Genomic DNA, 19,842 nt, shown 5'->3' with positions numbered 1-19,842 from the left:
GACCGGAGTCCCCGCGGCAAGCGAACACGAAAATTAGGAGCAACACGACAGCCATGGCTGAGGCTCAGAACATCCCGGTGGGATCCACCACCGCCGGATCGATCGCGGTGGCCGCCGAGTCCACCGTCGCGACGCGGATGAGCGCGCCGCCGTCCTTCGAGGTGGCCGACTTCCCGGTCCCGCACGGCCGCGAGGAGGAGTGGCGGTTCACTCCCCTGGAGCGGCTGAAGGGCCTGCACGACGGCACCGCCACGGCGGACGGCGGTGTCAAGGCCGAGGTCTCGGCGCCCGAGGGCGTCACCGTGGAGACCGTCGGCCGGGGCGACGCCCGGCTGGGCCGGGCGGGCCGGCCGGTCGACCGGGTCGCGGCGCAGGCGTACAGCGCCTTCGAGAAGGCGACGGTCGTCACCGTCCCCAAGGAGACCGTGCTCGCCGAGCCGATCCGGGTCGGCATCCAGGGCCAGGGCGGGGTCTCCTTCGGACACACCGTCTTCGAGCTGAAGCCCTTCGCCGAGGCAGTCGTCGTCATCGACCACACCGGTGACGGCGTGCGCGCCGCCAACGTCGAGTACGTCCTGGGCGACGGCGCGAAGCTGACGGTCGTCTCCGTCCAGGACTGGGACGACACGGCCGTGCACTGCTCCCAGCACAACGCGCTGGTCGGCCGGGACGCCACCTTCAAGTCGGTGGTCGTCACCTTCGGCGGTGACCTCGTACGGCTCCACCCGCGGGTGAACTACGCGGGCCCGGGCGGCGAGGCCGAGCTGTACGGCCTGTACTTCACCGACAACGGCCAGCACCAGGAGCACCGGCTCCTCGTCGACCACGAGACGCCGAACTGCCGGAGCAACGTCGTCTACAAGGGCGCCCTGCAGGGCGCGGACGCGCACGCGGTGTGGATCGGCGACGTGGTGATCCGGGCCTCGGCCACCGGTACCGACACCTACGAGCTCAACCGCAACCTCGTCCTCACCGACGGCGCGCGGGTGGACTCGGTCCCCAACCTGGAGATCGAGACCGGTGAGATCGTCGGCGCCGGCCACGCCTCGGCCACCGGCCGCTTCGAGGACGAGCAGCTGTTCTACCTGATGGCGCGCGGCATCCCGGAGCAGGAGGCCCGCCGGCTGGTGGTGCGGGGCTTCTTCGCCGAGCTGGTCCAGCAGATCGGCCTGCCGGACCTCCAGGAGCGCCTCCTCGCCAGGATCGACGAGGAGCTCGAGGAGTCGGTCGTATGAGCACCGCGGAGGGCTTCGTCCACGTCGCCAAGCTCGGTGAGCTGGAGGAGGACACCCCCAGGCGGGTGGAGATCGACGGCACGCCGGTCTCGGTCATCCGCACCGAGGGAGAGGTCTTCGCGGTCAACGACATCTGCTCGCACGCGAACGTCTCCCTGTCCGAGGGCGAGGTGGTGGACTGCCACATCGAGTGCTGGCTGCACGGCTCCAGCTTCGACCTGCGCACCGGCAAGCCCGACGGCCCGCCCGCCACGCGTCCCGTCCCCGTATACCCCGTCAAGATCGAAGGAGACGGCCCCGACGCGGCCGTGCTCGTCTCCGTCACCCAGGAGTCCTGAAGCCCCATGGCAACCCTTGAGATCCACGACCTGCACGTCTCCGTCGAAGCGGAGAACGGCCCCACGGAGATCCTGCGCGGCGTCGACCTGACCCTGAAGCAGGGCGAGACGCACGCGATCATGGGCCCCAACGGCTCCGGCAAGTCCACCCTCGCCTACTCGCTGGCGGGTCATCCCAAGTACACGATCACCGGTGGCACCGTGACCCTGGACGGCGAGGACGTCCTGGAGATGAGCGTGGACGAGCGGGCCCGGGCCGGCCTCTTCCTCGCCATGCAGTACCCGGTCGAGGTCCCGGGCGTGTCCGTCTCCAACTTCCTGCGCACCGCCGCCACCGCCATCCGCGGCGAGGCCCCCAAGCTGCGCACCTGGGTGAAGGAGGTCAAGGGCGCCATGGAGCGCCTGAACATCGACCCCGCCTTCGCCGAGCGGAACGTCAACGAGGGCTTCTCCGGCGGTGAGAAGAAGCGCCACGAGATCCTCCAGCTGGAGCTGCTCCGGCCGAAGATCGCCATCCTCGACGAGACCGACTCCGGCCTGGACGTGGACGCGCTGCGCGTGGTCTCCGAGGGCGTCAACCGCGTCCGGGAGACCGGCGAGGTCGGCACCCTGCTGATCACCCACTACACCCGTATCCTGCGCTACATCAAGCCCGACCACGTCCATGTCTTCGCCGCGGGCCGGATCGCCGAGTCGGGTGGCCCGGAGCTGGCGGACAAGCTGGAGGAGGAGGGCTACGAGGCCTATGTGAAGGGTGGCCAGGCCGCGTGAGCGGCGCGCGCCGGGCCGCCTGCGCGGCGGTCCCGCGGACCACCGACGTTCCCCGGCCGGGCCGGGCGGGCGACGACGCGAACGGAGACACACGAGCGTGACACAGCTGCCGGGCCTTCTCGACACCGAGGCGATCCGCAAGGACTTCCCGCTGCTGGACCGCACGGTCCACGACGGGAAGAAGGTCGTGTACCTGGACAACGCGGCGACCTCCCAGAAGCCGAACCAGGTCCTCGACGCGCTGAACGACTACTACGTGCGGCACAACGCCAACGTCCACCGCGGCGTGCACGTGCTCGCCGAGGAGGCCACGGCGCTGTACGAGGGCGCGCGCGACAAGGTCGCCGCCTTCGTCAACGCACCGAGCCGCGACGAGGTGATCTTCACCAAGAACGCCTCGGAGTCGCTCAACCTCGTGGCGAACATGCTCGGCTGGGCCGACGAACCGTACCGGGTCGACGACCAGACCGAGATCGTCATCACGGAGATGGAGCACCACTCCAACATCGTGCCGTGGCAGCTGCTCGCGCAGCGCACGGGCGCGAAGCTGAAGTGGTTCGGCCTGACCGACGACGGCCGTCTCGACCTGTCCGGCATCGAGCAGATCATCACCGAGCGGACCAAGGTCGTCTCGTTCGTGCTGGTCTCCAACATCCTGGGCACGGTCAACCCGGTCGAGACGATCGTCCGCCGCGCCCAGGAGGTCGGCGCCCTGGTGGTGATCGACGCCTCCCAGGCCGCCCCGCACATGGCGCTGGACGTCCAGGCGCTCCAGGCCGACTTCGTGGCCTTCACCGGCCACAAGATGTGCGGCCCCACCGGCATCGGCGTGCTGTGGGGACGCCAGGAGCTGCTGGAGGACCTGCCGCCGTTCCTCGGCGGCGGCGAGATGATCGAGACCGTCTCGATGAGCTCCTCCACCTACGCTCCCGCGCCCCACAAGTTCGAGGCCGGCACTCCGCCCATCGCCCAGGCCGTCGGGCTGGGCGCGGCCGTGGACTACCTGTCGTCCATCGGCATGGACCGCATCGCCGCGCACGAGCACGCCATCACCGAGTACGCGGTCTCGCGGCTGCGCGAGGTGCCCGACCTGCGGATCATCGGCCCGGCCACGGCCGAGGACCGGGGCGCCGCGATCTCCTTCACACTCGGTGACATCCACCCCCACGACGTGGGCCAGGTACTCGACGAGCAGGGCATCGCGGTCCGGGTCGGCCACCACTGCGCGCGCCCCGTCTGCCTGCGGTACGGAATTCCCGCGACCACCCGAGCGTCGTTCTATCTGTACTCCACCCCCGCCGAGGTCGACGCCCTGGTGGAAGGGCTGGAGTACGTGAGGAACTTCTTCGGGTGAGGTTCCGGCCCGGCTCACGTCGGGCGACCGACCGACGACGCAGCGGCTGAAGGTGACTCGTGAGGCTTGACTCCATGTACCAGGACGTGATCCTGGACCACTACAAGCACCCGCACGGACGGGGGCTCCGCGACGGTGACGCCGAGGTGCACCACGTGAACCCGACGTGCGGCGACGAGGTGACCCTGCGGGTGCGACTGGACGGCTCCACCGTCGCGGACGTCAGCTACGAGGGGCAGGGCTGTTCCATCAGCCAGGCCAGCGCCTCGGTGCTGAACGACCTGCTGGTCGGCAAGGAGCTCGACGAGGCGCGCAGGATCCAGGAGACCTTCCTGGAGCTGATGCAGTCCAAGGGCCGGATCGAGCCGGACGAGGCCATGGAGGAGATCCTGGAGGACGCGGTGGCGTTCGCGGGGGTCTCCAAGTACCCGGCGCGCGTCAAGTGTGCTCTGCTGAGCTGGATGGCATGGAAGGACGCCACCGCCCAGGCGCTGGGCGGCGGCGCGGTAGAGGAGAAGGCCGAGGAGGCCACCGCATGAGCGAGACCCCGACCACGACGAAACCGGCGAGCGAGGAGGAGGTCCGCGAGGCGCTGTACGACGTCGTGGACCCCGAACTGGGCATCGACGTCGTCAACCTGGGCCTGATCTACGGCATCCACGTCGACGACGACAACAGCGTGACCCTGGACATGACCCTCACGTCCGCGGCCTGTCCGCTGACCGACGTGATCGAGGACCAGGCCCGGTCGGCGACCGAGGGCCTGGTCAAGGAGCTGCGGATCAACTGGGTCTGGATGCCCCCGTGGGGCCCGGACAAGATCACCGACGAGGGGCGCGAGCAGCTCCGCGCCCTGGGCTTCAACGTCTGAGGCCCGGACACCGGCCGGACACCGGCCGCTGGACGGCAGACACTCCGGCACCGCCCGGCGGCCGGGACCACGGGGTCCCGGCCGCCGGGCGTTCCGCGTGTGCGGGCTGCCGCCGCGCGGCGGCAGCCGCGTAGCCTCCCGCGCATGGCGTATCTGACACTGGCCTGCGCGATCCTGGCCGAGGTGCTCGCGACCACCTCGATGAAGTACAGCGACGGTTTCACCCGGCTGTGGCCCAGCCTGGGGACCGCCGCCGGATATCTCCTGGCGTTCGTGCTGCTCGCACAGGCGCTCAGGACGATGTCGGTGGGCACCGCCTACGCGATCTGGTCGGGCGCCGGCACCGCCCTCGTCGCCGTGATCGGCATGGTCTTCGTCGGCGAGGCGGTCAGCGCCGCCCGGATCACCGGCATCCTCCTGGTCATCGCCGGGGTGGTGGTCCTCAGCCTGGGCGGTGGGCACTGAGCCGCCGCACCCTCCCGTGAACCCTCCCACCCCCGTCGGGGAACAGCAGGCGGACACACCACCACCCACGGGAGAGACAGGGAGCCACGTGAGCGACCCACCAGCCATGGACCCGAGGACGGACGCCGCCGTCATCGAGGACTCCGGACGGCGCCCCGAGACGTTCGCGCTCCTCTACGACCGGCACGCCGCCGACATCCACCGCTATGTGGCGCGGCGCCTCGGCGCGGGCGTGGCCGACGACGTGACGGCGGAGACGTTCCTCATCGCCTTCCGGCACCGCGCGCGCTACGACCCGGAGCGGGGCAGTGCCCGGCCCTGGCTGTACGGGATCGCGGCCAACCTCATCGGCAGGCACCGCCGCCACGAGGTCCGGGCGCTGCGCGCCCTCGCCCGGACCGGGGCCGACCCGGTGGCGGACTCCTGGACGGACTGGGTGGACGGCGCCGACAGCCGCGTGACGGCCCAGGCCGCGTCGGGACCGCTGGCCGACGCGCTCGCCGGGCTGTCCGCCGGTGACCGGCACGTACTGCTCCTGGTGGCCTGGGCCGACCTGACCTACCAGGAGGTGGCCGACGCGCTCGGCATCCCCGTCGGCACGGTCCGCTCCCGGCTCAACCGCGCCCGCCGCAAGGTGCGCACCGCACTCGGCGGCGATCCCACTCTGGCCGGCGACATCGTGGAGGTGCCCAGTCATGGATGAGATGACTCCGTTGCGCGAGTTCCGCGCCGACGCCCCGGCTCCCGACCGCGGACGCCTGGCCCCCGGGCGGCGGCGGCTGCTCGACGAGGCGGTCCGCGGAGGCCGTGTCCGGGACAGGTGGGCCGGCTGGTGGCCCGCCGTCGCAGCCGGGGCGGCCGTCGTGGCCACCGCGGTGGTGTCCGTCGGCATCCTGCCGGTCGGCGGTGGCAGTGGCGGTGGCGGCGGCGCAGAGGCACCGCCCGCCGCCTCCCTCCGGCCGCATCCGGACCTGAGGGACGCGGCCGCGGTGCTGGAACGGGCCGCCGCCGCCGTCGAGCGGCTGCCCGATCCCGTGCCCCTCGACGACCACTGGGTCTACGTCAAGAGCCTGCACGAGGACAGGGGTGAGGGTACGGACCCGTCTCATGAGGAGAGGTGGGTCCGCTACGCCGGCACCGGCACCGGCCCCGGGGACCCCGGGAAGGGCAAGGAGGCGTACCCCCGCCCGCGGGAGCGGTTCGACTTCCTGGCCTCCCTGCCCGATGACCCGCGGAAGGTACTGGAGAGGGCCCGCGGCTTCCACGCCTCCACCGGAGACGAGGCCGAGTACCCCTGGTACGAGCCGGCCAGGCCGGGGAGCGCGTACGACTACCAGGCACTCGCCGCACTCGTCAGGACGTATCCGGCGGCGCACGGGGGGCTCGCCGCGGTCTACCGGACGCTGGCGTCGGTCGAGGGGGTGAAGGTGGTGGACCACCTGGTCGAGGACGCGGCCGGCCGGGACGTCGTCGCCGTGTACTTCGACGGAGCCGGGAAGCGCCCGGAAGGGTTCCCGAGGACCAGGGACGAGCTGCTCATCGATCCGGAGACCTACACCTATGCCGGGTCGCGGTCGGTGGTGCTGGCGGACTACTCCGGCGAGCTCCCGGACGGCACCGTGCACGAGCTGAGGAAGGGCGAGTTCTTCCGGAGCGTCGCCGTCGTGCGCACCGCCCTGGTCGGCGCGAGGGACGAACGCCCCTGAGCCGGGACGGCGCGCCGGAGCGGTCCGCACACCCCGTGCGGACCGCTCCGGCGGCACGGGCGGCACGCGTACGCGTCCGGCACGCGGGACCGGTTCGCCTCGGCGGAGCGTGTCCGGATAGCGTTTGGCCATGACCGATGCACCCGCCCCCGCTAACCGCAGCACCGGCGCCGTCGCCGCCGGACTCGCCACCGTGACCCCCGACGGGACCGTTCTCGACACCTGGTTCCCCGCCCCCGAGCTGACCGGCGCGGACGGCGCCGACAGCCCGGACGGCTCTGCCGCCGCGGGGGCCGGCCCGGCCGGGACCGAGCGGCTGGACGCCGTACGCGCCGCCGAGTTGCTGGGCGACGCCGCGCCGCAGGCGCTGGGCCCGGACCCGCTCCGCGGTGTCGAGGTCGTCGCAGTCCGCACGGTGATCTCCTCGCTGGAGGACAAGCCGCTGGACGCGCACGACGTCTACCTGCGGCTGCACCTGCTCAGCCACCGCCTGGTGGAGCCGCACGGTCAGAACCTCGACGGGATTTTCGGTCTGCTCGCCAACGTGGCCTGGACCAGCCTCGGCCCCGTCCCCGTGGACCGCGTCGAGGAGGCCCGGCTCGCCGCCCGCGCCGCCGGGAAGCAGCTCAACGTCACCAGCGTCGACAAGTTCCCCCGGATGACCGACTACGTCATCCCCAAGGGCGTGCGCATCGGCGACGCCGACCGGGTGCGGCTGGGCGCCCACCTGGCCTCCGGCACGACCGTGATGCACGAGGGCTTCGTCAACTTCAACGCCGGGACGCTGGGCACCTCCATGGTCGAGGGCCGGATCAGCGCGGGCGTCGTCGTCGGCGACGGCTCCGACATCGGCGGCGGCGCCTCGATCATGGGCACCCTCTCCGGCGGCGGCAAGCAGACCATCTCCATCGGCAGGCGCTGCCTGCTCGGCGCCGAGGCGGGCCTGGGCATCTCGCTCGGCGACGACTGCATCGTGGAGGCCGGCCTGTACCTGACGGCCGGCACCCGCGTCACCCTGCCCGACGGCCAGGTCGTCAAGGCGCTGGAGCTGTCCGGCGCCAACAACCTCCTGTTCCGCCGCAACTCCACCACCGGGACGGTCGAGGCCCTCCAGCGCTCCGGTTCCTGGGGCGGCCTCAACGAGGCGCTGCACAGCCACAACTGACCCGCCGCCGCCCGGAGCCGCCCGCCGCCGCCCGGAGCCGCCCGCCGCCGTCCGGTGCCCGCCACCGGGCGGCCGGGTACCGCGGACCCGCCGCCCGCCCCGGGCGGCGGGCCCGTTACCCTGTGCGGCCATGGGTGATCTCGCGACCGGAATGCGCTACCTGGGGCAGGGCCAGAAGTGGGTCCTGCGCAACGGACGGTGGTTCGGCTTCGGCCTGCTGCCCGCCCTCGTCACCCTGGTGCTGTACGCGGCGGCCCTGGCCGCCCTCGCCCTCTGGGCCGGCGACCTGGTGGTGTGGGCCACACCGTTCGCCGACGACTGGGACTCGCCCTGGCCCGGGCTGCTGCGCGGCGCGCTCACCGCGCTGCTGTTCGCCGGGGGCCTGCTGCTGGCGGTGCTCACCTTCACCGCCGTCACCCTGCTGGTCGGTGACCCCTTCTACGAGTCGCTCTCGGAGAAGGTCGAGGAGTCCGTCGGAGGTGTCGCCGAGGGCCCCGACATCCCGCTGCTGCGGAGTCTGTGGATCTCGCTGCGCGACAGTCTCTACGTCCTGACGCGCGCACTGGTCCTCGCGGTGCCGCTGTTCGCGCTGGGCTTCGTGCCGGTGCTCGGCCAGACCGTCGTGCCGGTGCTCGGCCTCGCCGTCTCGGGTTTCTTCCTCACCCTGGAACTCACCTCGGTTGCCATGCAGCGCCGCGCCATCCCCGTCCGGGAGCGGCTGCGGATGCTGCGCGGCCGCAAGGCCCTCGCCCTGGGTTTCGGCGGGCCGCTGGTGCTGTCCTTCCTGGTGCCGCTGGCCGCGGTGTTCCTGATGCCGGGAGCGGTCGCGGGCGCCGCCCTGCTGGTGCGGGACCTGGCGGACGGCGACAGCCCGACGGACGGCGGCGACGACGGCGGTGCGGGCGGCCACGGCGGTGCGAGCGGGGCCGGAGGCGGCGGCCCCCGCCCCGAGGGGCACCCGGGCTAACCCAGGGACTGCCTGAGGGCGTCGGCCAGCCGCGCGGTCAGCGCCTCGTCCGCCGGAAGCAGCGGCGGACGAGGCGGCCCGCCCGGCAGCCCGGCCGCCGCGAACAGCGCCTTGACGGCGACCGCGCCGGGCGTCTGCGACATCATCGCGTCGATCAGCGGGACCAGCGCCAGGTGGCGCCGGGCGGCGCCGTCGTGGTCGCCGGCGTCGAAGGCGTCCAGCACGCCGCGCACCGCGGGACCGGCCACGTTGGCGACCGTGCTGACGCAGCCGTGGGCGCCGATCGCGCGCAGCGGCAGGTTCAGCTCGTCGCAGCCGGAGTAGTACAGCAGCCCGGTGGAGCCCAGCACCGTCGCCGTCTTCAGCAGGTCCTGCGCGCAGTCCTTGACGGCCCGGACGCGGGGGTGCTCCGCCAGCCGCCGCAGGGTGTCGGCGCTCAGCGCGGTGTCCTCGCCGGTGCGGGCGGGGACGTCGTAGAGCATCACCGGCAGGTCGGTGGCGTCGGCGACGGTGGCCAGATGCCGGGCGACGGCCTCCTGGCCGGGGCGGGAGTAGTACGGCGTGACGACCAGCAGCCCGTGGGCGCCGGCCCGCGCCGCGGCCCGGGCCAGCTCCACCGAGTGCCGGGTGTCGCTCGTGCCGACGCCCGTCACCACCCGGGCCCGGTCGCCGACGGCCTCGGCCACGGCTCGCACCAGCGCGGTCTTCTCCGCGTCGGAGGTGGTCGGGGACTCGCCGGTGGTGCCGCTGAGCACCAGGGCGTCGCAGCCGCCCCGGTCCACCAGGTGGGCGGCGAGCCGCCGGGCGGCGGGCAGGTCCAGCTCACCCTCGGGAGTGAACGGGGTGATCATGGCCGCGGCGATCCGGCCGAAGGGGGAGTCGGGCATGGGGCGAGTCTCGCCCACGCCGCCGCGGACGGTCCAACGGATTCCGTCAGCGGTCGCCGTCGGCGGAGCCCCGTTCCCGGGGGAAATCCCGTGTGGGCAGGACAAGGTCGGCGGGCGTGCCGGTCAGGTCCACCACTTCGCCGAAACCGACGATGAGGTGACTGTTGTACTCGCTCCCCTTGGGCCGGGTGAACAGATGGCACTGTGCGGTGTACGGGTCGACGATCAGGTAGGCGGGAACACCGGCGGCGGCGTACGCCTCACACTTCTTGCCGTAGTCGTTGCCGCGTGTGCCGTCCGAGACCACCTCGGCGACGAACTCCACGTCCTGGTACCGCCAGCGGCGCCGCCCGTTCTCCTGGACCATCTCGGCCGTGTCGCAGAGCTTTGCGACATCGGGGGCGAAACCGTTGCTGTGCCCGGGGAAGTCGATGCGTACATCCGACTTCACCTTCACCTTCATGCCAAACCGGTCCTCCAGGGCGCGGACGATCCTGCGGATGATCTCCCAGTGCGTGTCGCGCTGCGGCGTCATGTGGACGGTCCCCTCGACGATCTCGGCCTTGTAGCCCTCGGGGACGGGCATCCGCTCCAGCAGCTCGAACAGTTCGTCCAGGCTGGGCTCGCTGCTGTCGGTCATCTCGATCCTGTCGGTGAGCTCGACGGTCATCGGTGTGCCGCTCCTCCCCGCCGCGCCGGGCGGCGCAGCCGCACGGTCCAACGATACGAGTGTCGGACCGGTCACGCCCGGTCGCGAACGTGCCGGCCGTGCGCCCCGCCGGGGGCGCACGGCCGGCACGGGCCGCTCAGGGGCGGAAGCGGATCACCTGGGGGTCGTGGTCGCTGGCCTGGTCGGCGAACTCCGCGTTGACGTGGACGATGTCGTAGTCGAAGCGGCGGATCCCGGGGGAGACCAGGGTCTGGTCCAGCACCTGGGAGTTGCCGTCGAAGACATAGGTGTAGCGCTCGCCCGCGGGCAGCGAGAACACCGCGCTGCGCAGCACCCCGCCCGCCGTCAGCTTCCGGGTGGTGGCGGAGAACTCGAAGTCGTTGATGTCGCCCAGGACCACGACGTCCGCCTTCCGCTCCACCGCCAGCACCTGCCGCACGAAGTCGTTGACCACCTCCGCCTGCCGGTGCCGCTGGACCTCGGAGGAGCGGTTCGGCGGCTGGACGGCCGCGTGCAGGGACTGGTCGCCGCCCTTGGAGGCGAAGTGGTTGGCGACCACGATCACCGTCCGGCCGCGGAAGCGGAACTCGCCCGCCAGCGGCTTGCGGCTGTCCTCCCAGGCCGCGTCGGCGGGCGCGATCCGGGCGGGGGAGTGGGTCAGCGCCGCCTTCCCGCGCACCCGCTTCACCCCGGCCGCCGTGGTCGCGTCCGCGCCGGGCCGGTCCGTGAAGGAGACCCGCCCCGGGTTGAAGAGGAGGACGTTGCGGATGTTGCCGCCGGGCTGGCCGCCGTCGGCGTCGTCGGCCGGGTCGACGGAGCGCCAGTCGTAGCGCGGGCCGCCCGCCGCCACGATGGCCTCGGTGAAGCGCCTCAGCGTCTCACCGGCGCTCACCACTGCGTCGTTCTCGGGCCCGTTGTCGTCCTGGATCTCCTCCAGGGCGAGGATGTCGGGGGAGGCGAGGTTCTCCACCACGCCCCGGGCCAGCCGGTCGAACTTCTCCTGGCCGTTGCCCGGGTGGAGGTTCTCCACGTTGTAGGTGGCCACGGCCAGCTCGCCGTGGTGCTGTCGGCGGGTGCGCTCCCGCGCCAGGCCGTCGTCGGCCACGGTGCCCAGCTCGCGGGCGGCCAGGTGGTAGCCGCCGTACTGGTCGTAGTCCAGTGGGCCGGTGGTGGCGCCGGTGAGCACGTCGCCGGTGTCGGCGGTGGGGAAGGGCGCCTCGGCCAGGGGGGTCAGCGACTCGACCTTCAGACGGCCGTGGTTGGGCCGGTCGTAGCCGCCGTAGACGGTGCCGCCGCGCGGGGTGGGGTGCTGCCGCGGCTCGACGGTCACCCACAGCTCGGCGTGCTCGGTGCTGGGGCCGGTGATCCGGGCGTCGCGGATCCGGACGTCCATGCCCTCCAGCGACTCGTAGCGGTCCAGCGCGTAGGCGCCGGGCCGCAGTTCGAGTCCCTCGATGCTCCCGCCCGCGGCCGGGTCGCCCTGGGGGGCGTACCGCTCGGGGAGGGCGGCGGAGTCCAGGACCACGGGGGCGGGCAGGGGGTTGCCGGAGGAGACGACGGTCACCTGGGGGCGGGATATCTGGGTGACGGTCTGGTTGCCGGAGGAGTTCCCGCCCGGGCGGTACTCGCCCACGGTGCCGGAGACCTTCACCAGGTCGCCGACGGCGACCCGCGGTGCGGAGTTGGTGAAGACGAACAGCCCCTCGCTGGTGGCGGGGTCGGCGTCGGGGGCGGTGTCCTGGATCCAGAAGCCGCGCGAGCCGTAGGTGCGGACTCCGGTGACCACCCCGGACACCTCCGAAACCTGTTCGCCGGCCAGGGGGGAGAGGCGGGTGGTGCCCTGGATGTCGTGGACGCGGACCGGGCCGCCACTCCCGTCGCCGCCGGCGGACGCCGCGGAGGCGGGTACGGCCAGCAGCGTCGAGGTGAGCGCGGCGACGGTGAGTGCGGCGGTACGGGCCGTGGATCTGCTCAAGGGTCCCTCCGGGGACGGGCGGTGGCGGGTGGTACGAGGGTGGTGCGCGGGTGCCGGCGGCGCGGGGACGGAAGCGGACCGGGGCGGTGGCGGGGGAGCGGCAACCGTGCCGTCCGGGCCGCTCGTACCGCCCCTGTTCGCACTGCGCGGTTTCTACGCGCGTAACGTGCCGTCCCCGTCCGTCCGTTGTCAAGCGTCCGGGTGGCCGCGGAGGGAAGATCCGGTGAACCGGGCGGCCGGGCGCGGGAGCCGGTCTACGCTGGAACGGCGTTCTGACCGTATGCCCCGCCGAGGAGCTTCCCCTATGACCGGTGACGACCGTCCCGCCGCGCCCCCCGTACGGCTTCCCGCGGAGGCCGGGCTGGCGCGGGACGCGCTGGCCTCGCCGCTGCTGTCCCGGGCCGCCGGGCTGGCCCGCTGGGCGGGCGGCAGTACGGAGGCCGTCCGGGCCGGTGCCGGGGGCGGGCCGCCCGCCGGGCTTCCGGCGGAGGCCGCCGCCCCCTTCGGCCCCGACGGGGCGGACGACGGGGAGGGCCCGCCGCGGGCGGCACGGGCCTGGGAGCTGGCCGTCGGCACCGGCCTGCTGGAACTCCGCGCGGACGGCGGGGACGGCGGGGCCCGTACGGCCGTCCCCGGGGCGAGGTACGCCCTGCTCACCGGGGGAAGCCCGGCCGAGGTGCTGGAGATCTGGTACGAGGGGCTGGAGACGGTGCTCGCCGCCCGGCAGCCGGACCGGGGCGGCGACGGCCTCCTCGACACCGCCCTGGACACCCTCTACCGGATGGCCGCCCGCGACTCCGGCGGCTTTGCCGGGGAGGCCGGGCCGATGGTGCCGCTGCCGGTGCTCGCCGCCTCGGCGGTTGCCCCCGACGGCATGGAGCACCCCACCGACGCCGTCCTGGAGAGCGTCTCGGCGGCGATGGTCGCACTGGACGAGGGATTCCGGACGCTGGCGCCGACCGGGGCCGTCGTCCACCGGCCGCTGGACGGGGCCCTGTTCGGGGAGGACGGCGCTGTGTCCGGCGGCCCCGCGGAGGAGCCCGGCGGTCCCGCCGGGGAGGAGGTCGCCCGCTACGGCATGGTGCGGCTCACCCCGCTCGGCCTGTACGGCGTACGGCGGCGGCTGCTGGCGGCGGGCGTGCCGGCCCCGGTCGTGGGCGACCTCGCCGGGCACACCGCCGGTGATCTGCTGGCCGCCCTGCCCGGGCACGGTGAGGAGGCCGCCCGCGGGGAGATCGAGCACTGGTTCGCCCGGCGCGCCCCGCTGGAGGCCGCCCGGGAACTCCTCGCCGCGGCCCGGGGCGACGACCGGGACGCGCCGCGCCGCCGGCTCGCCTGCCAGCAGGCGCTCTCCCTGGCCGGCGCGGAGGCCGAGCCCGCCCTGCGGGAGGTCCTGGACGACGGCCAGCTGGGCGGGCTGGCCCGGGTCTGGCTCTCCGAGCGGGGCCTCGCCGATGTCCCGGCGCCGTCCGAGGAGATGATCTTCTGGCTCACCGTGGACACCCTGGCCGCCCAGCTGGCCACGGCGGACGACGCCGCCGGGGCGGGCGGCTCGGACGAGCTGCGCGATCTGGTGCGCGGCCTGGTCGACGGGCACAGCGGCTTCTTCGACAAGGCGTGGCGCGTCGACCATCCGGCGACCGGTGAGGTGCTGGAGGCGATGAGCCGGGTGCACCCCGACCGGCAGGCGGCGAAGGACGCGCGCAGGGCGGCGTACAGGGCGCGGTCGCGCGGCTGAGGCGGCCGGTTGGCGCCGAGTTCAGCCGGAGTTCGCCCGGGGACGGGATCGTGGTCGGCGTTCGTCCGGAATCGCGGAGCCGACGGGAGGGACGATGCCCACCAGCGCGACCAGTGGCACGACCGGCAGCGGGGAACTCACCAGAAGGACCGTCGTCGCAGGCGCCGGGATCGCCCTGACGGGCAGCGCGGGCGTCCTGGCCGCCGCGCCGTCCGCGCCCGGCGCACCGGGGCGGGCCGCCGAGCGCGGCGGGGACAGTGGGGCCGGCGGAGGCAAGGCGCGCGGGCGCGGCGGGACGCCGGGCTACGGCCCGCTGCTGCCCGATCCCGCCGGGCTGCTCGCGCTGCCCGCGGGGTTCTCGTACCGTGTCCTCACCCACTGCGGGGTCACCCGGCTGGAGAGCGGCGAGCCCACCCCCGCGGGGCATGACGGCACCGCCGCCTTCGACGGCCCCCGGGGAAGGGTGCTGCTCGTCAACAACCACGAGCTGAAGGGTCCCCGGAGCGACTGGGAGCACCCCGTGCCGCTCGCCGAGGGTCTGGTCTACGACCCGGCCGCCGCGGGCGGCTGCACGGTGGTGGAGGTCTCCCCGCACGGCGGGAAACTCGCCGAGTGGGTCGGCATCGCGGGCACCTCCACCAACTGCGCGGGCGGAGCGACCCCCTGGGGCACCTGGCTGACCTGCGAGGAGAACTCCGACCGGGCCGGTGAGAACGGCATGACCCGCGACCACGGCTACGTCTTCGAGGTCGATCCCCTCGACCGGCGGGCCAACCGCGATCCGCGACCGGTCAGGGCGCTGGGCCGCTTCGACCACGAGGCCGTGGCGGTCGATCCGCGCAGCGGCCACCTGTACCTGACGGAGGACGACTCCGAGCCCAACGGCCTGCTGTACCGCTGGACGCCGCCGAAGGGCTTCCGGCACGGGCGCGGCCGGCTGCGCACGCTCGCCGCCGACGCCGGCAGGCTCCAGGCGTTCCGCTGCTTCGACTCCGGCGGCCGGTTCGTCGACGACCTCTCCCGCGCGGTACGGCCCGGCACCGTCTACGGCGTGGACTGGGTGGACGTCCCCGACCGCGACGCGCGCGAGGTGCCGGTGCGGAAGCAGTTCACCGGCAGCCGGGTCACCCGGGCCCGCAAGCTGGAGGGCATGTGGTGGGCCGACGGCGGCGCGTACGTGGTCGCCTCCTACGCCCGCGCGGACGACGGGAGTCCGGGGGAGCCGCACGACGGCCAGGTGTGGTTCTACCAGCCCCGCCGCCGCACCCTCACCCTGAAGCTGCGCTTCGGTGCCAACCGGGACCCGCTGGCGCCCGGCGGCGCGGACGGCCCGGACAACATCACGGTCTCGCCGTACGGCGGGGTGATCCTCGCCGAGGACGGCGAAGGGCTCCAGCACCTGCTGGGCGCCGACGACAGTGGCCGTACGTACCCGATCGCGCGCAACGAACTGAACATCGGGACGGCCGGGGAACCGGAGTACGCCGAGTTCGCGGGGGTGTGCTTCGCGCGGGACGGCCGGACGCTGTACGCCTGCGTGCAGGAGCCGGGGATCATGTTCGCGATCACCGGTCCCTGGGAGCGCCGCAGATAGGGCTCAGGGACCGGCCGGCGCCCGGCCGGGGCTCAGGCCGCGGTGCTCACCCCGGCCTGTCCGGCCGCCCGCCACAGGGCCCACAACCGGTCCAGCTCGGCCAGCTCGGTCCGCGTCCACGGCCGGTCGCCATGGGCGCGTACGAAGGCGCGCAGCGCCTCGTTCGCCTGGGCGGACGTCTGGGGCCGGGACTGCGGGGATCCGTGCTCGGGAGTGGTGGACATGCTTCCAGCGTAGGCGCTGGATATGACATCGGCAGGCCCCATTGTTTTCCCTCTGTTCTTATCGCTCAAACCCCAATCACCTGGAAAATCCCGTCAAGCGGCACTGACCTGCGAATACTCATGTCACTTCGGGACGGAGAAGGCACCGCTCCGCCGGGCCGGTGCGACGGATGTCACTCCGACGGGCCTGCACGCGGAGGCGCCCTACAGCGCCGCGCCACCCGGTTTGACCATGCCCCGGACCGTGCGGGAGTCCACGTAGTCGCCCAGTGCCGTCATCTCCCACTCGCCCGAGTACTGGCGGACCAGTTTGCACATCAGCACGCCCGTGCGCGGCTCGGAACCGGTCAGGTCGAACCGGACCAGTTCCTCTCCGGTGACGGCGTCCAGCAGCCGGCAGTACGCCTTGGCCACCTCGGTGAACTTCTGGCCGGAGAAGGAGTTGACGGTGAAGACCAGACCCGTCACCTGGGGTGGCAGACCGCCCAGGTGGACGGTGATGCTCTCGTCGTCCCCCGCGCCCTCGCCGGTGAGGTTGTCACCGGAGTGCTGGACGGTGCCGTTCAGGATGGCGAGCCTGCCGAAGTAGCAGTTGTCGATCTTCTTGCGGTCGGGGCCGTAGGCGATGACGGAGGCGTCCAGGTCCACGTCCCTGCCGCGGAAGGCGGGCTCCCAGCCCAGCCCCATCCGCACCGAGCCGAGCAGCGGTTTGCCGCCCTTGACCAGGGAGACCGTCTGATGCTTGCGCAGATCGACCCGGCCCTTGTCCAGGTTGATCTTCCCGCCGGATGCGGGCGCGGGTGTGGGGGCCGGGGCGGCGGGTGCGGCGGCGGCCGGGGGCGCGGCAGGCGCCGCCGGTGCGGCCGGCGCGGTGGTGGGCTCCTCCACCGTCACGCCGAAGTCCGTGGCGATGCCGGCCAGGCCGTCGGCGTACCCCTGGCCGACCGCGCGCACCTTCCACGCCCCGCCGCGGCGGTAGACCTCGACGACCACCAGCGCCGTCTCCGCGCCCAGCCGGGGCGGGGTGAAGGTGGCCACCACCGTGCCGCTCGCGGCGTCCCGGACGGTGGCGGTGGGCTCGGTGCCGGCGAAGGTCGCGCCGGGGGTGTCGAGGCTGGCGGTCACCACCACCTTCTCGATGTCGGCGGGCACCGCTGCGGCGTCCACGGTGATCGTGTCCCGGCCGTCCGCGGCGCTGTGCGTCACCCCCGGTGCCGACGGCTGGTTGTAGAAGACGAAGTCGTCGTCGGAGCGCACCCTGCCGTCGGCGGTGAGCAGCAGACCGGACACGTCGAGCCGGACCGGTGCGGTGACGTCCACCGCCACCCGGGCCGCGGACAGGGGAAGGTTCGAGCCGGGAGTCATCGCAGTCATGGTCCGCATAACGGACAGCGGTGCCGTGCGGTTCCGGCGGTCCGGCCGGGTGTCCGCCGCCGCACACCGCGGGAAGCCGGGGAAGGCGTTCCCCGGGGCCCGCCGGGGCGGTTCACAGGCCGTCCGGCCAGTCGGGCGGCTCGGTGCAGAAGGTGCCGCCCAGGCAGGCGTGCCCGGGGTCGTCCGGGTCCGGTTCGCCCTGCTCGGCGACCAGCCGCCCGGCGTACCGCTCGGAGTCGTCGCGCGGCTCGTACCCCAGCGCGCGGGCCGGGGCCAGGTCCCACCACAGCCGGGTGTTGGCCGAGGAGCCGTAGACGACGGTGTGCCCGACCTCCGGAGCGGTGAGGGCGGCGTGCAGCAGCCGGGCGCAGTCGGCGGGGCTCAGCCAGGTGGACAGCATGCGCACGGTGGTCGGCTCCGGGAAGCAGGAGCCGATCCGGACGGAGACGGTCTCGATCCCGGCGCGGTCCCAGTAGAGCTGGGCGAGGTCCTCGCCGAAGCACTTCGACAGGCCGTAGAAGGTGTCCGGCCGGTGCGGGCCGCCGGTGCCCAGCAGTGGCTCCCCGGGGCGGGGCGGGGCGGCGAAGCCCACCGCGTGGTTGGAGGAGGCGAACACGACGCGGCGCACGCCCGCCGCGCGGGCCGCCTCGTACAGGTGGTGGGTGCCCTCGATGTTCGCGCGCAGGATCTCACCGAAGGGGGCCTCCCCGGAGATGCCCGCCAGGTGGACGATCGCGTCGGCGCCCCGCACCGCCTCCCGCAGTGCGGCGGTGTCGGAGAGGTCGGCGGTGACGGCGTCCGGCTCGCCCTCGACGGGGCGGGCGTCGAACAGCCGCAGCGCGTAGCCGTACGGCGGAAGCAGCTCGCGCATCCGGGTGCCGATGCCGCCGGCGGCGCCGGTGAGCAGAACGGTGCGGGGGACGGGCATCGACGTCTCCGTTCATGAATGATGTTCACATATGGGATCACGCTAAGGAGTCCGCCCGAACGCCGTCAAGAGGTGTCACGCCCCGGCCGCCGGTCCGGGGCGGGAGCCGGGCGTGCCCGGCCGCGGTTCACACCGATATACGGCGGCCGGCGGGATGAACGACTGTCGGGGCGGGTGCCGCTGTTCTACCCTTCGCCCGTTCCCCGATCACTTCCGCCGTCCGCCCTACTTCCCCGCCCCGTCGACCGAGGAGCTGCCGATGCGTGCCTCCGCCTTCCTCTACCCCTGGGACGTCGTCGGAGACCCCGACGCCGCCCGCCGGATCGCCGACCTGGGAGTCCGGCAGGTCACCCTCGCCTCCGCCTACCACTCCACCCGGGCGCTCACCCCGCGCCATCCGCGCCACCGGATCGTCACCGCCGAGCACTCCGCCGTGTACTACCCGGCGGATCCGGCCCGCTGGGCCGGCCGCGCCCTGCGTCCGTACCCGCAGCGCTGGACGGAGGGCGCGGACCCGTTCGGCGCGGCGGCCGAGGCGCTGGCCGGCGCCGGACTCGAGGTGCACTCCTGGGTGATCCTGGCCCACAACACCCGGCTGGGCGCCGAACACCCCGGCATCCGGGTGCGCAACGCCCACGGCGACTCCTACCCCTGGGCGCCCTGCATCGCCCGGGAGGAGGTGCGCGCCTACGCCGTCTCGCTCGCCGCGGAGGCCGCCGTACGGCCCGGCGCGCGCGGCACCGAGCTGGAGTCCTGCGGCTGGTACGGACTGCCCCATCTGAGCGCCCACGACAAGACCGGCGGAATACGGCTCGGCGGCGCCGGCCAGTATCTGATGTCGCTGTGCTTCTGTCCGGTCTGCGAGGCGGGCTACGCCTCGCTCGGAGCGGACCCCGGGCGGCTGCGGTCGGCCGTCACCGGTGCGCTGGAGCCGCTGTGGACCGGGGCGTACGCCGAGACCGCGCGGGGGCGCGAAGAGGAGTGGGCCGAGGTGGAGGAACTGCTGGGCGCCGAACTCGCCGCGGTGGCCGCCGCCTGGCGGAACCGGATAGCGAGCGCTTTCCGGAGCGAGGTGGTCGAAGCGGTGCGCGCCGCCGCCCGGGAACGCGGCGAGAAGGGCTTCCGGGTACTGCTGCACGCCGACCCGGCCCCGCATCGCTGCGGCGCCAACGCGGGGACGGATCCCACCGGGGTGCTCGGCGGCGGCCCCGGCGCGGCCGACGGGGTGGTGCTGGCGTGCACCGGGGACGCGGCCGAACGTGCCGACGTGCTCACGCCGTTCGGGCCGCACCGCGCCCCCGGAACCGTACTGGCGGCCAACTTCACGGTAGTGGCGGGGATGGGCGGACGTCCGGAGGCGCTGGCCGAGGAGGCCGCGCACGCCCGGGAGCTGGGCGCCGGGGAACTGCGGCTCTACCACGCCGGGCTGGCCTCGGAGGCCGACCTGGCGGCGGTGCGCGGCGCGCTGTCCCGCCTCGCCTGAACCGCCGCCGACGGGCCGCCGCCGGTGCGGGCCGTGCGGCGGGTGCGGCGCCGGATGACCGCCCAGGCCTTGCCGATGCGCACAGTAAGCGCTTTCA

Annotated in this window: 20 protein-coding genes; 14 read left to right on the top strand and 6 right to left on the bottom strand. The window is 73.6% G+C overall.

The window, feature by feature from the left end; translation table 11 throughout:
• Positions 1-53: 53 nt before the first annotated feature.
• The 11 genes from sufD to CUT44_RS06795 all read left to right on the top strand — a co-directional run bounded on the left by sufD (position 54) and on the right by CUT44_RS06795 (position 8,872).
• Positions 54-1,235, top strand: coding sequence for a Fe-S cluster assembly protein SufD (gene sufD / locus CUT44_RS06850; RefSeq protein ID WP_100201260.1), 1,182 nt, complete (start codon positions 54-56; stop codon positions 1,233-1,235).
• The gene (locus CUT44_RS06845; RefSeq protein ID WP_100201259.1) at positions 1,232-1,573 is read left to right on the top strand and encodes a non-heme iron oxygenase ferredoxin subunit; all 342 of its coding nucleotides are present in this window, start codon (positions 1,232-1,234) and stop codon (positions 1,571-1,573) included. Before sufD ends, CUT44_RS06845 begins: the two co-directional genes overlap by 4 nt.
• Before the next feature lie 6 nt (positions 1,574-1,579).
• Positions 1,580-2,344 carry a Fe-S cluster assembly ATPase SufC gene (gene sufC, locus CUT44_RS06840; protein WP_100201258.1) on the top strand — a complete coding sequence of 255 codons (765 nt, stop codon included), beginning with the start codon at positions 1,580-1,582 and terminating at the stop codon, positions 2,342-2,344.
• A 97-nt stretch (positions 2,345-2,441) separates the two neighbouring features.
• Positions 2,442-3,698, top strand: coding sequence for a cysteine desulfurase (locus CUT44_RS06835; RefSeq protein WP_100201257.1), 1,257 nt, complete (start codon positions 2,442-2,444; stop codon positions 3,696-3,698).
• A gap of 59 nt (positions 3,699-3,757) precedes the next feature.
• Positions 3,758-4,237: a Fe-S cluster assembly sulfur transfer protein SufU gene (gene sufU / locus CUT44_RS06830; protein WP_100201256.1), complete on the top strand. Its 480-nt coding sequence runs from the start codon at positions 3,758-3,760 to the stop codon at positions 4,235-4,237.
• Positions 4,234-4,569: a metal-sulfur cluster assembly factor gene (locus tag CUT44_RS06825; protein WP_100201255.1), complete on the top strand. Its 336-nt coding sequence runs from the start codon at positions 4,234-4,236 to the stop codon at positions 4,567-4,569. Before sufU ends, CUT44_RS06825 begins: the two co-directional genes overlap by 4 nt.
• Positions 4,570-4,713: 144 nt before the next feature.
• The gene (locus CUT44_RS06820) at positions 4,714-5,034 is read left to right on the top strand and encodes a DMT family transporter (protein ID WP_100201254.1); all 321 of its coding nucleotides are present in this window, start codon (positions 4,714-4,716) and stop codon (positions 5,032-5,034) included.
• Between the two features lie 88 nt (positions 5,035-5,122).
• The gene (locus tag CUT44_RS06815; protein ID WP_408646716.1) at positions 5,123-5,737 is read left to right on the top strand and encodes an RNA polymerase sigma factor; all 615 of its coding nucleotides are present in this window, start codon (positions 5,123-5,125) and stop codon (positions 5,735-5,737) included.
• Positions 5,730-6,740, top strand: a complete 1,011-nt coding sequence (locus CUT44_RS06810; RefSeq protein WP_146252178.1) for a CU044_5270 family protein — start codon at positions 5,730-5,732, stop codon at positions 6,738-6,740. Before CUT44_RS06815 ends, CUT44_RS06810 begins: the two co-directional genes overlap by 8 nt.
• A 130-nt stretch (positions 6,741-6,870) precedes the next feature.
• On the top strand, positions 6,871-7,905 hold the full coding sequence (gene dapD / locus CUT44_RS06805) for a 2,3,4,5-tetrahydropyridine-2,6-dicarboxylate N-succinyltransferase (protein ID WP_100201251.1): 1,035 nt from the start codon (positions 6,871-6,873) through the stop codon (positions 7,903-7,905).
• A 130-nt stretch (positions 7,906-8,035) separates the two neighbouring features.
• Complete coding sequence (locus tag CUT44_RS06795) at positions 8,036-8,872, top strand: EI24 domain-containing protein (RefSeq protein WP_100201250.1); 837 nt, start codon at positions 8,036-8,038, stop codon at positions 8,870-8,872.
• Here the strand turns inward: CUT44_RS06795 and dapA are convergent.
• The 3 genes from dapA to CUT44_RS06780 all read right to left on the bottom strand — a co-directional run bounded on the left by dapA (position 8,869) and on the right by CUT44_RS06780 (position 12,404).
• Positions 8,869-9,759, bottom strand: coding sequence for a 4-hydroxy-tetrahydrodipicolinate synthase (gene dapA, locus CUT44_RS06790; protein WP_100201249.1), 891 nt, complete (start codon positions 9,757-9,759; stop codon positions 8,869-8,871). The genes CUT44_RS06795 and dapA overlap by 4 nt on opposite strands.
• A 46-nt stretch (positions 9,760-9,805) precedes the next feature.
• Complete coding sequence (locus CUT44_RS06785; RefSeq protein WP_100201248.1) at positions 9,806-10,429, bottom strand: Uma2 family endonuclease; 624 nt, start codon at positions 10,427-10,429, stop codon at positions 9,806-9,808.
• A gap of 136 nt (positions 10,430-10,565) precedes the next feature.
• On the bottom strand, positions 10,566-12,404 hold the full coding sequence (locus tag CUT44_RS06780) for an endonuclease/exonuclease/phosphatase family protein (protein WP_100201247.1): 1,839 nt from the start codon (positions 12,402-12,404) through the stop codon (positions 10,566-10,568).
• A 304-nt stretch (positions 12,405-12,708) separates the two neighbouring features.
• Here CUT44_RS06780 and CUT44_RS06775 point away from each other — a divergent pair, with 304 nt between their 5' ends.
• Both CUT44_RS06775 and CUT44_RS06770 read left to right on the top strand, forming a co-directional pair.
• Complete coding sequence (locus tag CUT44_RS06775) at positions 12,709-14,142, top strand: hypothetical protein (RefSeq protein WP_100201246.1); 1,434 nt, start codon at positions 12,709-12,711, stop codon at positions 14,140-14,142.
• A gap of 94 nt (positions 14,143-14,236) precedes the next feature.
• Entirely contained in the window at positions 14,237-15,736 is a 1,500-nt protein-coding gene (locus tag CUT44_RS06770) for an alkaline phosphatase PhoX (RefSeq protein ID WP_100201245.1), read from the top strand.
• 32 nt (positions 15,737-15,768) lie between these two features.
• Here the strand turns inward: CUT44_RS06770 and CUT44_RS06765 are convergent, their stop codons facing one another.
• From CUT44_RS06765 to CUT44_RS06755, 3 genes are all read right to left on the bottom strand, one after another.
• Entirely contained in the window at positions 15,769-15,960 is a 192-nt protein-coding gene (locus CUT44_RS06765; protein WP_100201244.1) for a hypothetical protein, read from the bottom strand.
• A gap of 204 nt (positions 15,961-16,164) precedes the next feature.
• On the bottom strand, positions 16,165-17,325 hold the full coding sequence (locus CUT44_RS06760; RefSeq protein WP_100201243.1) for a TerD family protein: 1,161 nt from the start codon (positions 17,323-17,325) through the stop codon (positions 16,165-16,167).
• Positions 17,326-17,446: 121 nt separating this feature from the next.
• Positions 17,447-18,262 carry an NAD-dependent epimerase/dehydratase family protein gene (locus tag CUT44_RS06755; RefSeq protein WP_100201242.1) on the bottom strand — a complete coding sequence of 272 codons (816 nt, stop codon included), beginning with the start codon at positions 18,260-18,262 and terminating at the stop codon, positions 17,447-17,449.
• A 259-nt stretch (positions 18,263-18,521) separates the two neighbouring features.
• Here CUT44_RS06755 and CUT44_RS06750 point away from each other — a divergent pair, with 259 nt between their 5' ends.
• On the top strand, positions 18,522-19,745 hold the full coding sequence (locus tag CUT44_RS06750) for a hypothetical protein (protein WP_100201241.1): 1,224 nt from the start codon (positions 18,522-18,524) through the stop codon (positions 19,743-19,745).
• Positions 19,746-19,842: the final 97 nt, after the last annotated feature.

Origin of the sequence: Streptomyces carminius (genome assembly GCF_002794255.1) — a bacterium.
Classification (GTDB): Bacteria; Actinomycetota; Actinomycetes; order Streptomycetales; family Streptomycetaceae; genus Streptomyces; species Streptomyces carminius.
Note: the sequence above shows the minus strand (reverse complement) of the source record. Positions and strands in the feature narration are given on the sequence as shown.